The 14,769-nt window shown below is 50.6% G+C and carries 13 protein-coding genes; 4 read left to right on the top strand and 9 right to left on the bottom strand.

Features of this window, described 5'->3' with window-relative positions:
- Positions 1-9: 9 nt before the first annotated feature.
- The 3 genes from RYZ26_RS11580 to RYZ26_RS11570 all read left to right on the top strand — a co-directional run bounded on the left by RYZ26_RS11580 (position 10) and on the right by RYZ26_RS11570 (position 2,851).
- Positions 10-1,005, top strand: a complete 996-nt coding sequence (locus RYZ26_RS11580; RefSeq protein WP_317683373.1) for an imelysin family protein — start codon at positions 10-12, stop codon at positions 1,003-1,005.
- A 1-nt stretch (position 1,006) separates the two neighbouring features.
- On the top strand, positions 1,007-2,056 hold the full coding sequence (locus RYZ26_RS11575) for a DUF1513 domain-containing protein (RefSeq protein ID WP_317683372.1): 1,050 nt from the start codon (positions 1,007-1,009) through the stop codon (positions 2,054-2,056).
- A 153-nt stretch (positions 2,057-2,209) separates the two neighbouring features.
- Complete coding sequence (locus RYZ26_RS11570) at positions 2,210-2,851, top strand: response regulator (RefSeq protein WP_317683371.1); 642 nt, start codon at positions 2,210-2,212, stop codon at positions 2,849-2,851.
- Here the strand turns inward: RYZ26_RS11570 and RYZ26_RS11565 are convergent.
- From RYZ26_RS11565 to RYZ26_RS11525, 9 genes are all read right to left on the bottom strand, one after another.
- A complete protein-coding gene (locus RYZ26_RS11565; protein ID WP_317683370.1) occupies positions 2,838-4,973 on the bottom strand; it encodes a NahK/ErcS family hybrid sensor histidine kinase/response regulator in 2,136 nt (711 codons plus the stop codon). The genes RYZ26_RS11570 and RYZ26_RS11565 overlap by 14 nt on opposite strands.
- Before the next feature lie 59 nt (positions 4,974-5,032).
- Positions 5,033-5,917 carry a formate dehydrogenase accessory sulfurtransferase FdhD gene (locus tag RYZ26_RS11560; protein WP_317683369.1) on the bottom strand — a complete coding sequence of 295 codons (885 nt, stop codon included), beginning with the start codon at positions 5,915-5,917 and terminating at the stop codon, positions 5,033-5,035.
- Positions 5,914-6,951: a formate dehydrogenase subunit gamma gene (locus RYZ26_RS11555; protein WP_317683368.1), complete on the bottom strand. Its 1,038-nt coding sequence runs from the start codon at positions 6,949-6,951 to the stop codon at positions 5,914-5,916. Before RYZ26_RS11555 ends, RYZ26_RS11560 begins: the two co-directional genes overlap by 4 nt.
- A gap of 81 nt (positions 6,952-7,032) precedes the next feature.
- Positions 7,033-7,632 carry a formate dehydrogenase FDH3 subunit beta gene (gene fdh3B / locus RYZ26_RS11550; RefSeq protein WP_317683367.1) on the bottom strand — a complete coding sequence of 200 codons (600 nt, stop codon included), beginning with the start codon at positions 7,630-7,632 and terminating at the stop codon, positions 7,033-7,035.
- Between the two features lie 11 nt (positions 7,633-7,643).
- Positions 7,644-10,514 (bottom strand): formate dehydrogenase subunit alpha, encoded by a 2,871-nt coding sequence (locus RYZ26_RS11545; RefSeq protein ID WP_317683366.1) that lies wholly within the window; start codon positions 10,512-10,514, stop codon positions 7,644-7,646.
- 20 nt (positions 10,515-10,534) lie between these two features.
- Positions 10,535-10,732 (bottom strand): twin-arginine translocation signal domain-containing protein, encoded by a 198-nt coding sequence (locus tag RYZ26_RS11540; RefSeq protein ID WP_317683365.1) that lies wholly within the window; start codon positions 10,730-10,732, stop codon positions 10,535-10,537.
- 39 nt (positions 10,733-10,771) lie between these two features.
- Positions 10,772-11,380, bottom strand: a complete 609-nt coding sequence (locus RYZ26_RS11535; RefSeq protein ID WP_317683364.1) for a TorD/DmsD family molecular chaperone — start codon at positions 11,378-11,380, stop codon at positions 10,772-10,774.
- Between the two features lie 125 nt (positions 11,381-11,505).
- Complete coding sequence (locus tag RYZ26_RS11530) at positions 11,506-12,030, bottom strand: DUF3306 domain-containing protein (RefSeq protein WP_317683363.1); 525 nt, start codon at positions 12,028-12,030, stop codon at positions 11,506-11,508.
- Positions 12,027-12,530 (bottom strand): DUF3305 domain-containing protein, encoded by a 504-nt coding sequence (locus RYZ26_RS11525; protein WP_317683362.1) that lies wholly within the window; start codon positions 12,528-12,530, stop codon positions 12,027-12,029. The genes RYZ26_RS11530 and RYZ26_RS11525 overlap by 4 nt, the downstream gene beginning before the upstream one ends.
- Positions 12,531-12,681: 151 nt before the next feature.
- Between RYZ26_RS11525 and RYZ26_RS11520 the strand changes: the two genes are divergently transcribed.
- A complete protein-coding gene (locus RYZ26_RS11520) occupies positions 12,682-14,664 on the top strand; it encodes a 4Fe-4S dicluster domain-containing protein (protein WP_317683361.1) in 1,983 nt (660 codons plus the stop codon).
- The last annotated feature ends 105 nt before the right edge of the window (positions 14,665-14,769 follow it).

The raw sequence follows: 14,769 nt of genomic DNA, 5'->3' as shown, positions 1-14,769 counted from the left end.
ATGTGGTTGATGAAACGAATTGCCCTGTTATCTCTTTTTCTCCTGCTTCCTTTTCGCGCTGAAAGTGCCCCATCGATGCAGGATCTTTCCGTCAAAGTGGCCGAAGACTTTATCCTGCCTGCCTATGAACGCTTGGCTGTTCAATCCAGAAATCAGGCCGAACATTGGGCGAAAACTTGCGATATTGATGATTTGAAGCCAGCTTTCCAGCAGACCTCGGATGCCTGGGCGGCAGTGCAACACATGAACTATGGTCCCATCACCTTTCTTCTGCGTCGAGATCGTCTCTATCACTGGCCAGAACGTCGCAATGCCGTTTCCAAAAGTCTGAATAAAATTTTAGCTACCAAGCAAATCCCTGATGATTTCACAACCACGAGCGTGGCCCTGCAAGGCCTGCCTGCGCTTGAACGTTTGCTGTATACGGATATGGAAAGCGATAAGTTTTCCTGCCAGTTAGGTCAGGCCATTGCCCGCAACATTCAGGACATCACCGAAGGGGCCTATCAGGACTGGCAGGAGCTTGTGACATATTTCAAAGAAGGCAAAGCTCATCCAATTTATTTTGATACCATGGATGAAGTGGGCAATCGCCTGTTCACTGAACTCTTAGCTGGCTTTCAAATGATCTCTGATCAGAAGATCGCGCTTCCTATGGGCAGCAGCCTTGAAAAAGCAAATGGCAAGCGGGCCGAAGGATGGCGCAGCAAGCGATCAACGCGATACATCCAGCAAAGCGCCCTGGGCCTGATGGCAATGTCGCGTCCTTTTATGGAGTTCCTGCCCGGCGAAGCTAAAAAACAAGTGCAGATTCAATTCTCCCTCTTTGCACGTCGTGCCAACACCCTGCCCATCTCGATCAAAAACGGGGTTAAGGATGAGGCAGGCCGCCTGCAGATCAGGAAGTTTCTTGATGAAAGCCGCAAGACCCGCAATCAACTGGTTGACACCTTCACCAAATATCTGGGGCTAACAGTCGGGTTTAACAGTCTGGACGGGGACTGACATGCAACGTCGCCACTTTCTAAAAGGAACCGCGGCCTGCCTTGCCGGAACGATCTTTCCGACCCTGCCCCACGCGGCACCTCTGTCAGAGGGTTGGTATAGCGGCTTTAAGGACGATAAAGGGCAGTTTGGCGTTGCCCATATCGCCCCTGACCTACGTGCGACCGCCCTTTTTTACACACCGCTGCGCCTGCATGGCATAAGTCTCAATACCTCACAAAACCTGATCATCGCGCCTGCGCGCAGGCCGGATACTGCCCTTTATGTGTTTGAGATGGCGGAAAGAACGATGCAGGTCGTAACCGCGACAAAGGGACGGCATTATTACGGTCATGGCGTTTTTGATGAAGTGGAACCGCATTATTATACAACCGAAAACGATTATCAGAATGAACGCGGCGTCATCGGGATTTATGAATTCAAACATGGGTTCAAGCGGATCGGCGAATGGTCAAGTGGCGGGATCGGTCCCCATCAAATTCTGCAATTTGAAAAACATCTGATCGTTGCCAATGGCGGCATCCTCACCTACCCTGAAATGGGCCGGGCCAAACTGAATATCGACAGCATGGCCCCGAACCTGACGTATATAAATACCGATACCGGACAGATTGAACAGAAAGTGCGTTTGCCAGCTGACCTCCATAAACTTTCCATCCGCCATATTGATGTGAACGCAAAAGGTGAGGTTTTCATTGCTCTACAAGATCAACTTTTCAGCCGATCAGATGTCCCACTGGTCTGGAAAGTCTCAATCAACGGCGTAGCAAGCCCCCTTCCCGCCCCCGAAAGTGGCTGGAACATTTTCAAGGGCTATATCGGTAGTATCAGCGCCGTTGGCGATACCGTTTGTGCGACGTCGCCGCGTGGTAATGTAGCTTATATCTGGCAGAAAAATCCCCTACGCATTGATCAGAATGATATCTGCGGTATTGCCCCAACGGGTACAGACAGCTTTCTTTTCAGCGCAGGGGATGGAACGTTACGGGACCTGACTGGCCGGATATCCAAACAAGCCCTTCACTTTGACAATCACCTAAGCCTTATCTAAAAGGTGGCGAATACATCCCCCAGCGCTTGGCGATATTTCAAAAATACGACTTTAGTTCTGCTTTATACCTATAAATTGGTATATCAGGGGTTCTCTAAAGCGTGTATCTTCTGTAAATTAAGACCACTGAAACAACGAGAAGCCCCCACTTCTATGTGCCGTATCCTGATTGCAGATGACCACCCCCTTTTCCGGGTTGCTTTAAAAGACACCCTGTCTTTCCTTGAAGAAGAATACACAACGCTTGAAGCAAGTACGCTAAGCGAAGCCCAGGACCTGGCTGATGATGATCTGGATTTGATCCTGCTTGACCTTTCCATGCCTGAAACCAGCGGTTTTTCCGGTTTGGTGGCCTTACGTTCCAAAGTCCCGTCTGTGCCGATTGTGATTGTGTCCGCCAACGAAGATATCGAAACGGTGCGCAGTTCTGCCCAATATGGCGCTGTTGGTTTCATCCCGAAAACGACCGCACCCGAGATTATGGCAAAAGCCATTGATACGATCTTGAACGGCGGTCGCTATTGGCCCACCGAAGATGCTATCAAACCCATGGCCGAAGAAGACCGCACGCGCCGTTCTGAATTTGAAGACAAGCTCAGCAAACTCACGCCATCAGAACTACGCGTGCTGGAACTGATGAGCGAAGGCATGTCCAATAAGGCCATTGCGTTTGAACTGAACATCAAAGAGTCCACGGTTAAAACTCACGTCACCGCGCTATTGCGCAAACTTGATGTGTTTAACCGCACGCAGGCTGTACTGACCTCCAAGGAAATGGGCTTTAAGCCCCGATAGACTGGCGCACACCTTTGCTGAAATGGTCATCCTGATTGACCAGATGGGCCATCAACGCGCGCATCTTGGCAGGACGCACAGGCTTGCTTAAGAAATGATAGCCCTCTTCTTTCAGGCTTTTGCGCATCTCTTCTGTATGATCGGCGGAAATCACGATTGCTGGCAGGTCGTGGCCGTAAATACGTCGCACCCGTTCCACCACTTCCGGTCCGATCAGCCCTGCATCCAGATGATAATCAGCCATGATCAGATCGGGTGAGAAAGACGACCAACTGAGCTGTTCAATCAAATCATCCCCGGACGTGCCCACAAGCACGCTGCAGCCCCATTCCTGCAAGTAAGTCTGAAGCGCCATCAACACGCTTTCGTCATTATCAACAATGGCAACAACCACACCGCCCAGATCACTGACGGCCAGTTTCTGCGTTTGTGGCAGGCGGCTGATTTCGGTGCCGATCGGCACGTCGATGGAAAAGACCGACCCTTTTCCTTCAATCGACCTTACCTCAACCGGATGATCCAGGATATAAGCAATGCGGTCCACGATGGCGAGCCCGAGGCCTGCCCCACCGTCTTCAGTCGGCTTAACGCGTTTTTGGCCTTCCAGCCTGTGGAATTCTTCAAATATGCGCTGCAATTCTTCTGGCGGAATGCCCGGTCCCGTATCCCAGACTTCAATCCGGATGGACCGCCCGCGTTTGCGCGCTGACAACATCACACCGCCGCTATCGGTATAGCGAATGGCGTTGCTTAAGAAATTGCGGATCACACGGCTAAGCAATTGATAATCAGATTTCGCAAAAAAGTTCGGACAGTGCAGTCGGAACTTCAACCCATTCTTGCGCGCAACCGTTCTGAATTCGGTTTCAATGGCACTTAACAACTGCTGCAACGGGAAGTCCGTAACTTTAGGCTCCGTCGTGCTGGCGCCCAGACGGGATATATCCAGCAGGTCGGTCAGCAGGTTTTCCGTGCCACGCAAGGACTGATGGACCTGTTCCACAATCTTGTGGTTATCCATCTTCAATTCCCGCATGCGCAAGGTCGCAATCATCAGGCGCGCTGCGGTCAGGGGCTGCAACAGGTCATGGCTGGCGGTTGCCAAGAACTTGTCTTTGGACAGGTTCGCCTGTTCAGCCACATCTTTGGCGATCTTCAGCGCAGCCTCAATCTGGCGGCGTTCTTCAATCTCGATCTGTAGTTCTTTTGTGCGTTGCTGGACTTCTTCTTCCAGCACTTCCTTGGCTTCCAGAAGCTGACGGGCATTCTGCCTGATCCCGACCGAGATCAGATAGACATTCCCGACAATCAGTCCGGTTAATGTGAGCGCGGAGAATGAATGCATCAATTGAAACAGCTGCATCTGACGCAAATCGTTTCCATCGTGTGGGATCAAAAGGGTCGCACCGGAATAAGCCACAATCAACGTCCCCATCACGGCAAACCAGAACAGCACCTTTTCACTTTTTGTCGTGCGAGTACGATCCATTGCGGTTTTCCGCGAAACACGTTCGCGCACAAAACCGGGCAGATATTCCCGTGCTTTCAGGATCATCACAATGGCGATGGAGGCCATGAAAATCCAGCTGGCCTGATTGTGAATGGCTTTACCCAGCAAGGAAAAATCAGAAAAGAATTCCCGCCCCATCATGGGACCAAGGACCCTTTTACCATAAAGGATATTCAGCCCCGTTGTCCCCAACAGAACGAAACACACAGCCGCTGTCCAATGGGCAGGTTTTTGTAAGGGCACCAGCTTATCCAGCACCCAACCGACCGGGCCACTTAAAACCTTGATGCGACCAGTGAAGAATAGAAAAACAAGAGTCAATAAAAGACCGACGGCAATGATCTGACGGCCATAGTTGGCAACCACATTTGACCGGGTCGCAAGCCAGTCATTCCCGCCCTGTCGGATCAGCACACCTTTGTCTTTATCCGGGATATTGACCCGGCCCGGCATGCCGTCACGGACTTGTCGCCAAAAATCGGCACGCGGGTTCGTGATTTCCTGTTCTTTTTCAGACTCGTAGGGGCCTGGCTCATAGGTCTGGGCATTGACAGGTGTCAGCACAGCCAGAAAAGCCAACAGGCAAACACATATGATCAGCCGAAGCGTCATCGACGGTCCTTTTAAGAAAACAGGGGGACGCCTATTGTGCCTCAAAAAATTGCGCAGGTCTATTGCGCAGCGCGGTGGCTCATTTGATCGGCCGTTTCATCCAGATCAAAAACGATCCGTTCCATACCACTTAGCGCAATAAACCGTTTGCCACGTGCTCGGCTGATCAGGGTCAGGCCAGCTTTTTTCGCCAGTTGCACCCCCCAATGAGTCGAACCGGAACGTGAAATCAGAACGGACACATTCATAGACACAGCTTTCATGACCATTTCAGAAGTCATGCGGCCTGTTGTGTACATATAATAATCGCTGCCCTGCAGCTTGTTCAGATACAGATAGCCCGCAATTTTATCCAACGCATTGTGACGCCCCACATCTTCCATATAGATCAAGGGCTTGTTGTCTTTACACAACACACAGCCGTGGATGGAACCTGCCTTGCGATAAAGGCTTGGCGTTGTCTTAATGGTTTTCAGCAAAGGTTCAATCCAGGACGCATTGATGCGTACACCATCGCCCAGAACGACATCTTCCAGCTTGTCCATGATATCACCAAAGACAGTGCCCATGCCACAGCCTGAGGTCAGAACCTTGCGTTTGAGTTTTTCTTCATAGTTGGTCACACGTTCGGTGCGGACCACAACGACGTCCAGTTCCTCATCAAATTCGACTTCGGTGATGACGTCATCGTCTTTTAACATATTCTGATTGACCAGATAGCCAACACCCAGCAGTTCCGGGTAATCGCCAACGGTCATGAGCGTGACAATTTCGCGATTGTTGAGGAAGAGCGTCAGGGGACGCTCCTCCACAACAGGAATTGTCAAAGGACGGCCAAAACTGTCTACACCTTGCACCTCAGCGGTGGTTGACGCAGATTCAGGATCAGGTTTGATGATGAATTCATCACCCACCAGGTCAGTATCAAGGTCATAAATGGTCATTCAGCAACGCCCCCTTGAGCAATATGTTCTTCGTCTTCCGGTTTGTGGTCGACTTCGATCCCGTGCTCTTCAGCCCAGGCGGCATGGTGCTCTTTCGCCCATGTCTCATCCACATAACCTGTTTTCATACCATCAATCGCACCTTCCATACCGATGGTACCGATATAGATATGCCCTAAGATGGCGATGCACATCACCAATGCAATAACCGCGTGGATAATTTGCATCAATTGCATGGTCGGCAGCGTGCCAAACAGATATGGGAACAACAAGGTCAACCCGGTATAGCTGACGGCAATCCCGCCCAGCACAACCAGCCAGAACATTGTTTTTTCACCAAAGTTGAATTTCGCAGATGGTGGATGCACCCCTTTGGAGAACAACCCGCCGCCCTTCAAAATCCAGTTCAGATCATAACGGTCCCAGACATTATCACGTGTCCAGAAAATGATCGTAAAGACCAAAGACACCATAAACACCCAGGCAATGTTGTTATGGATGAACTTGCCAGCCCCAGCCAGGCTGGAAAACCCTTCCGGTCCAAGAACCGGTAACAGAACAGCACGTCCATAAAGCATATTCAAACCGCTTAGCCCCAGCAGGATAAAGCTGCCTGCCATGGCCCAGTGGTTGTAGCGTTCAACCGCCTTGAAGCGTTGAATTTTACGACCAGACAGTTCGCCATCAAGATTGATGCGGCCACGAACCAGAAAGAATAACACCAGCGCAGCCAGCATCCCGGCAATCCCCATGGCCCCATAGGTAAAGACCATGTTATTGCGTACATTACGCCAGTCTTCCCCATTGGCACGGATCAAGTAGCCACGGCTTTTATCCGGCGAGGTGGTTTGACCACGTTTGCCTTCTTTGATCTCGCGCCACATGTCCGGTGATGAACCATATGTTCCGGCATCACCTGGAAAGACACTGGTGGATTGTGCCTGTGCTGTCAGGCTTGTTGTCCCGACAATTGCCGTGCCCAAAAGGAACGCACAGATCACGATGAACAGTTTATTTAAAAGTTTGGACCTCATGTGAGAGCCCCTCTTTCTTATAAGAAATTCGATTTAAGGAAGGGAGAAGGACGAGAGGGCGCCCTTCCCCGACAGCCTAAATCAGCCTTCCTTGTTTTTCAAACCGTACGCAGTACCCCAGCCCCATGCACCGGAGCCAAAGCCGCGCTCAGCAGCACGATTGCGGTAGATGTCGGAAACTTTGTCGCCGTCACCTGCCAACAATGCTTTCGTGGAGCACATTTCTGCACATAGTGGCAGTTTGCCCTCACTCATGCGGTTGCCGCCATACTTTTTGTGTTCTTCAACAGAACCATCTTCTTCCGGACCACCGGAGCAGAATGTACATTTGTCCATTTTGCCTCGGGAGCCAAAGAAACCGTCCTGCGGAAACTGTGGTGCGCCAAATGGGCAGGCGAACAAACAGTACCCACAACCGATACAGATGTCCTTTGAATGCAGAACAATACCATCGCTGGTTTGATAGAACGCATCCACCGGACAAACGGCCATACAAGGCGCGTCTGAACAGTGCATACATGAAACCGACAGACTGCGCTCACCCGGTTCACCATCGTTGAGTGTTACAACGCGGCGACGGTTAACGCCCCATGGAACTTCATGCTCGTTCTTACAAGCTGTGACACAGCCGTTGCACTCTGTGCAGCGTTCGGTATCACAAAGAAACTTCATTCTTGCCATAGCTTAGCTCCTTACGCCTTCTCAATTCGACACAAGGTGACTTTGGTTTCCTGCATTTGGGTAACCGAGTCGTAGCCGTAGGTGCCACAAGTGTTTGAAGATTCACCAACCACATATGGATCGGTATGTTCTGGATATTTGCCACGCAGGTCTTTGCCCTGGAACACCCCACCGAAGTGGAATGGCATAAAGACAACACCGCGTCCGACGCGTTCAGTGATCAACGCTTTCACGCGCACTTTACCGCCTTCGGGTGAATGAACCCAGATCATGTCATCAGCGCGAATATTCGCGTTGTTGGCGTCATAAGGGTTAATTTCAGCAAACATGTCCTGTTGCAGTTCAGCCAGCCATGGGTTGGAACGTGTTTCCTCACCACCGCCTTCATATTCAACCAGACGACCAGATGTCAGAATAATCGGGAAGTCTTTGGAGAAGTCATTCTTCTGAATGGATTCATACATGGTTGGAAGACGATAAGCCTGCTTATCCTTATAAGTCGGATAGTCCTTAACAAGGTCACGATCAGGTGCATAAAGTGGCTCACGATGCAGCGGCACAGGATCCGGGAATGTCCAGACCTTGGCACGTGCTTTCGCGTTCCCGAACGGTGAACAACCATGCTTGATGGCAACACGCTGGATACCACCTGAGAGGTCAGTTTTCCAGTTGGTCTTGTCACCAGCGACCTTTTCAATCGCCGCACGTTCTTCTGCTGTCAGATCCTTGTCCCAGCCCAGTTTCTTAAGCATAGCCATGGTGAATTCAGGATAACCATCCTTAATCTCAGAACCAACAGGGTAAGACCCTTCTGCCAGGATGTTGTTACCATCATGTTCCACACCGAAACGGGCACGGAAGTTCAGGCCACCTTCAGCAACTGGCTTGGATGGATCATAAAGGATATGTGTGCCCGGGTGACCCATTTCTGGTGTACCCCAACACGGCCAAGGCAGACCGAATGTTTCGCCATCACATGGACCGCCCACAGCTTTCAACGTTGTTTTGTCGAAGGTGTGACGATATTTCATGTGCTTGCGGATACGTTCTGGTGACTGACCAGTATAACCAATTGTCCACATACCACCGTTGAATTCGCGGGTGATATCTTCGATCAATGGCTCGTCATTGTTGACCTTGATGTTTTTAAACATCTCAGCATCAAAACCAAACTTCTTGGCAAAGAGATACATGATTTCATGATCTGTTTTTGCTTCGAAAAGCGGCTCAACAATTTTTTCACGCCACTGCAGTGAACGGTTGGACGCAGTGACAGACCCGTAAGTCTCAAACTGTGTCGCAGCCGGCAGCAGGTAAACGCCATCTGTGCGATCAGAAAGAACGGCAGAAACAGTTGGGTACGGATCAACAATGACCATTGTATCCAGTTGTTCCATCGCCTTTTTCATCTCTGGCAGACGAGTTTGCGAGTTTGGCGCATGGCCCCAGAAGATCATGCCTTTTACGTTTTCAGGCTGGTCGATCTTGTCTTTCGGGACAAGAACACCATCAATCCAACGCGAGACAGGAATACCTTTGGACTCCATCAGTTTCTTGGTTTTAAAGCGACCAAGGACATAGTTGTAATCCACATCCCAGACACGACACCAGTGTTTCCACGAGCCTGCTTTCAGACCGTAATAGCCCGGCAGCGAGTGAGAAAGAACGCACATATCAGTTGCGCCCTGTACGTTATCGTGACCACGGAAGATGTTTGTACCCCCGCCGGATACACCCATATTACCCAGAACCAGTTGCATCACACAGTAAGCACGTGTGTTGTTGTTACCGTTGGTGTGCTGGGTACCCCCCATACACCAGACAACAGTGCCTGGACGGTTTTTCGCCATCATACGCGCAACACGTTCCAGCTGTTTGCCGGGAACGCCTGTTACACGTTCTGTTTCTTCCGGTGTCCATTTGGCAACTTCAGCGCGGATATCATCGATACCGTAGACACGTTGCTGGATGAACTGCTTATCTTCCCATTTGTTTTCAAAGATATGCCACAGAATACCCCAGATCAGGGCAACGTCAGAACCGGAACGGAAACGCACGTATTCATCGGCATGTGCAGCTGTACGTGTGAAACGCGGATCGCAAACGATAAGTGGTGCGTTGTTCTTTTCCTTGGCTTGCAGGATATGATGAACCGCAATCGGGTGTGCTTCTGCCGGGTTGGACCCGATCAGGAAGACAGCCTTGGAGTTGTGGATATCATTGAAGCTGTTGGTCATCGCACCATAGCCCCAGGTGTTTGCAACACCCGCAACTGTGGTGGAGTGACAGATACGCGCCTGGTGGTCTACGTTGTTTGTGCCCCAGAAGGCCGCAAACTTACGGAAGAGATAGGCTTGTTCGTTGTTATGCTTCGCACTGCCCAACCAGTAAACGGAATCAGGACCGTCAGACTGGCGGATTTTGCCAAGACGATCACCAACTTCGTTGATGGCATCTTTCCAGGACATACGCTTCCATTTGCCGCCTTCCAATTTCATTGGATATTTCAAGCGGCGTTCACCAATGGCGTGTTCACGAACAGAAGCACCTTTTGCACAGTGACCACCCATATTGATCGGGCTGTCAAAGTCAGGTTCCTGTCCAACCCAAACACCATTTTTAACTTCAGCAATGACCCCGCAGCCCACAGAACAGTGTGTGCAAACGGAAGTTACTTTCTTTACGTCGCCTGCAGTGGTCGTGGCAGCTTGCGCTTTTTTTGCCCGAACCAAAGAGACTGTCGAAGCAGCCGCAATACCTGCAGCTGTCAGACCGGTACGTTTGAAAAAGGTTCGACGATCAATCGCCTCCCCAATAACGCCCGACAAAGCTTTCGACAGACGGGGGCCATTCGCAACCCCGCTGTTGACTTTTGTCAGCATCGTTTTCTCCCTAATGTGTATTAGACACTCGCCAATTCGTAATATTTGGCGATATGATCGGTTTTGGAATAACCACCCTTGGTGCCTGCTTCTTCAACAGAAGCAGCAGCCTTGGCTTCGCCTGAAACAACTGCAACAGTGCCGACAGCAGCGCCGACGGATGCAGCCTTCAGGAAGTTACGGCGACCCAGGTCAGTCTTTCCTTCCTTTTGGTCCATTCCTAGACTCCTAAAACTTAAGGGGCAGACGATCACCAATTATGATGCGATCCGAAAGCCCTTGGTTTCAACATCCAGAAAACGCAAACCCAATGTACCCAACGGCTTATAAAAGTTCGCACTTTCTGCATTTTTCAAATCGCTGAAAAACTTCTCAGCCCAGGGGCTGATATGGTTTTCAAAAAACTTCTCTTCTTCATCATCGCCAGCGTCTGCACCAAATTGCTTGGTGATCAGACCAACCATGACGTCAAACAGAAATGCGATATGGTCTTCCGGTTCCTTGATCTCTTCTGAGCGTTCAATACCCAGACGACTAAGGTCGTCGCGCACGTTCGCCAAGGGCTTATCATTTAGAAAACCGGTCAGGTAATGGGAAGCAAAGGGGATCAGCTCGCCTTCGGTCACACCGATGAAGAGAGTGTTGTATTCATCTTCTGCTTCAGTTTCAGACGTCTTTGACGCCGCTTCTGCCAGCTCACCCAGAGCTGAACCTATCGGTGTCTCATCTGCCGGAAATTCGGCAATCTCTTTTAGCGATTCTGCATTGGGGTGCGCGGACAGCAAACGGGCGATAAGCCCATAGATCCCCGCACGTGCGCGTTCTTCTTCACCAAGAGAGCAGGTTGCAACAACCGTTTCTGACATTCTTTTCCTCCCAAATTCCAGTTAGAACACTGGATCAATACAGAATAAGACGTTCCGATAAAAAATGATCTCCCCCTATGGTCGGAGATCAGCGTAATTATGTTACAGAGAAAACGAGTATTGGACTATTCGTCCTCACCCTCGCCGACTTCATCGTCGTCATCATCCACAGCCTCTGCGGTTTCTTCAAGCTGTTCTTCTTCACCTTCAGCGGTTTCTTCTTCCTCAACAGGCTCGGTGCGGCTGTTTTCTTTCATCAGCTTTTGCAGCTCTTCCGCCACCCCTTCGGCCAGGGGCTGGATGATGGTGAAATCTTCGTCATAGTCATTCAACCCATCCAGATTGGCAAAGATGGGGTTGGATCGCCATAGTTTGCGCAGCGCCAGACGTTTCAGCTCTTCCGGCACGCCCGTTTGCATAAAGGCAGAAAAATCGGACTCAGGCGTTAATGTTTCGACATCAGGCAGATCCGCAATCATGGCTTCCTGTTCCACCGTCAATGCTTCTTCCTGAACAGGTTCTTCATTGGCAACGACGGGGATATTCTCAACGGGCGCTTCTTCAGCAACAACAACAGGTTCAGGTGCAGGAGCTGTTTTGGCGTCCTGCTTTCGCTGTGACCATCTGCTTAAAAAACCTTGCGCGCTCATGCGTTTCCTCCCGCCGGGCGACGTGCCAGATTGTCGCGTTGGCGGCGTAATTTACGTTTCTTGAACTTCTGTTCCACATGATGTTCGCGCACAAAATTTTCAACCCAGATCCGCACCCCATCCGGCATGGGAACAGATTCCACAATCTCTTCCCCGCTTTCCAGATAATCTGCGGCTTCATAGGGGCATGCGGTCATCAAAAACGGTTCCACATCGCGGTCTTCGGCTTCTTCCCCAGGGCGTAGGACAACAAAGATGGTGGGTTGGCCACTTTCCAGATTGTTTTTATAGCCTTCGGTTTCACGCTGATAGAGTTCCACATTCATGGTCTGTGCGAGATAAACCGTGCGCCCTTCTTCTTCGCTGACCACTTCCCAGTCCGCATCGTCACGCGCACCGGGCAACAGATCAAACACATGCCAGGCATATTCCTGCCAGGGATGATCGATTTTTTTGCGCTCAAGCAAAAGGCCCAAGGGCATTGTTTCTGAAACTTGCATGCTTCCCACCAACCGTTTTTGGAAGCTGTAATTCTTCCTCATCTTTATTATATGTCATAGTCCATCTTTAGTCGGAGATGAATTTAAAAAACTCGAATGCTTGACCAACACCCTATAAAAACAAACAATGAATTAATATGAGGAGCCCCCCATGGAAGTGAAAAACAAATGCGTTCTTTTATGTAACTGCGAAGGCACAATGGAATTTGATGCAAAGGCGATTGCAAATGCCTTTGATCAGGAAGCCCCTTTTGTTTTTTCCCAACTTTGTCGCTCCCAACAGCCTGAATTCCAGAAAGCGCTGAAAGACGGTGACCTGATGGTTGCCTGTGGCCGCGAAGCCCCGTTGTTTGAAGAATTGCGTGATGAGCTCGGCGAAGAGGCCCCGGACGTTTTCTACGTTGATATCCGGGAAAAAGCCGGATGGGGCAAGGATGGCAAGAAAGCTAATGCAAAAATCGCTGCCATGATCGCCGAAGCCACCCTGCCCGCCAATATGGTGGAAAGCGTCCCGCTGAAATCAGAAGGCACCGTCCTGGTTTATGGCGCAGCTGACGTGGTAATGGAAGCTGCAGCCATGTTACGCGGTCGTCTGTCCCCCGTTGTCGTGCTAACAGATGCCAGCCATGCTTATGCCCCGGCGCAATCTGACCTGCCCATCTTCAAAGGCCGTGTAAATGTCGCAGGCGGTCATTTGGGTGCTTTTGACATCACCTTTAATGATTTTGCCCCGATCAATCCTTCCTCCAAAGACGGACTGCAATTCACCGACAGTCAGAACAACATCAACGAAAAATTCGATCTGATCCTTGATCTGTCAGACGGGCAGCGGTTCTTCCCGGAAAATCAGAAGATAGACGGTTATGTTCGCATTGCCTCCACCGATAAATCCGGTCTTTTCAAAGCCCTGTTTGAACTTTCTGACATGGTGGGTGAATTTGCCAAACCACGCTATGCCATGGTGGATGAAAGCAAATGTGCCCATGCCCGCAGCAAGATCGTTGGCTGTTCCAACTGTATGGACAGCTGTTCAGCCTCAGCCGTCTTCGAGGTTGGCAATGCGGTTAAGATCGATCCTTACATCTGTGAAGGCTGCGGCGATTGTTCTGCCGTCTGTCCAACAGGTGCGGTTTCCTACGCCCTGCCGTCCCTTGACCATATCCACCGTCGCCTACAAATGCTGATCAGCACTTATTTGAAAGCCGGTGGGAAAGATGCAATCCTGCTGGTTCACGACAGCAAGACGGGTGAAGAAGCCCTGAACATGCTGGGCCAATCCGGTGCGGGCCTGCCTGCGAACGCCCTGCCCTTTGCCTTAAACAGCGTTTCCATCATGGATCACGGCCTCTTTATGGCTGCAATTGCCTATGGGGCAAAAGGTGTGGCAGTTCTTGCACCGTCTTCAGAATATCAGACAGCACAAACAACCAAAGACCAGATTGAACTGGCGAAAACCCTGCTGGATGGTTTTGGACAGGACAGTCAGCGTTTCCACATCATCGACCATGTCATGCCAGACTATATCGAAGACCAACTGGCGAACCTGTCCTTTGCCGAAGCGATTGATCCGATGGAAGGCCTGGCCATCGGCAACAAGCGCCAGCGCACCCGTAAAATCTTTGAAAATCTGGCAACCGTCGAGGCCACCGTCATTCCACTGGCTACTGGTGCGCCTTACGGTCAGGTGAATGTGACTGATGATGCCTGCACCATGTGTATGTCCTGTGTCGGTGCATGCCCAACACAAGCGCTTCGCGCTAATCCAGACAAACCGATCCTCAGCTTCCTGGAACAAAACTGCGTTCAGTGCGGCATCTGTCAAAAGACTTGTCCGGAAAAAGCCATTACCCTTACCCCACAGCTGAATCTGGCCGCCACAGCTGCCAGTCCGCAAATCCTGAAAGAAGATGAACCTGCCGTCTGTCCTGAATGCGGTAAAGAATTCGGCGTTAAAAGCTCGGTTGACCGTGTGGTGGAAAAACTGTCCAACCTGCCGCAATTTGCGAACCCGGACATGCTGGATAACCTGAAAAAATGCGAAGACTGCCGTGTCATCGCCATCGCCAAACAGAACGATCCGTTCCAGGCAGGCGAACGCCCGGTTCCAAGAACGACGAGTGATTATCTGAATTAAGCGCCATATCAATTAGTTTTATGATGAGGGGGAATGGCTTGACCGTTCCCCTTTATCTTTGTGCGCTTTCCATCAACTTAAAAAAACGATAGGATGTATTCCAAC

The organism is Terasakiella sediminum, assembly GCF_033100395.1.
GTDB lineage: Bacteria > Pseudomonadota > Alphaproteobacteria > Rhodospirillales > Terasakiellaceae > Terasakiella.
This window is presented reverse-complemented; position numbering and strand designations above follow the sequence as displayed.

What these genes read in the sequence shown, in the direction of transcription:
- RYZ26_RS11580 (WP_317683373.1), top strand. Translation starts at nt 10, where the DNA reads ATGAAACGAATTGCCCTGTTATCTCTTTTTCTCCTGCTTCCTTTTCGC.
- RYZ26_RS11575 (WP_317683372.1), top strand. Translation starts at nt 1,007, where the DNA reads ATGCAACGTCGCCACTTTCTAAAAGGAACCGCGGCCTGCCTTGCCGGA.
- RYZ26_RS11570 (WP_317683371.1), top strand. Translation starts at nt 2,210, where the DNA reads ATGTGCCGTATCCTGATTGCAGATGACCACCCCCTTTTCCGGGTTGCT.
- RYZ26_RS11565 (WP_317683370.1), bottom strand. Translation starts at nt 4,973, where the DNA reads ATGACGCTTCGGCTGATCATATGTGTTTGCCTGTTGGCTTTTCTGGCT.
- RYZ26_RS11560 (WP_317683369.1), bottom strand. Translation starts at nt 5,917, where the DNA reads ATGACCATTTATGACCTTGATACTGACCTGGTGGGTGATGAATTCATC.
- RYZ26_RS11555 (WP_317683368.1), bottom strand. Translation starts at nt 6,951, where the DNA reads ATGAGGTCCAAACTTTTAAATAAACTGTTCATCGTGATCTGTGCGTTC.
- fdh3B (WP_317683367.1), bottom strand. Translation starts at nt 7,632, where the DNA reads ATGGCAAGAATGAAGTTTCTTTGTGATACCGAACGCTGCACAGAGTGC.
- RYZ26_RS11545 (WP_317683366.1), bottom strand. Translation starts at nt 10,514, where the DNA reads ATGCTGACAAAAGTCAACAGCGGGGTTGCGAATGGCCCCCGTCTGTCG.
- RYZ26_RS11540 (WP_317683365.1), bottom strand. Translation starts at nt 10,732, where the DNA reads ATGGACCAAAAGGAAGGAAAGACTGACCTGGGTCGCCGTAACTTCCTG.
- RYZ26_RS11535 (WP_317683364.1), bottom strand. Translation starts at nt 11,380, where the DNA reads ATGTCAGAAACGGTTGTTGCAACCTGCTCTCTTGGTGAAGAAGAACGC.
- RYZ26_RS11530 (WP_317683363.1), bottom strand. Translation starts at nt 12,030, where the DNA reads ATGAGCGCGCAAGGTTTTTTAAGCAGATGGTCACAGCGAAAGCAGGAC.
- RYZ26_RS11525 (WP_317683362.1), bottom strand. Translation starts at nt 12,530, where the DNA reads ATGCAAGTTTCAGAAACAATGCCCTTGGGCCTTTTGCTTGAGCGCAAA.
- RYZ26_RS11520 (WP_317683361.1), top strand. Translation starts at nt 12,682, where the DNA reads ATGGAAGTGAAAAACAAATGCGTTCTTTTATGTAACTGCGAAGGCACA.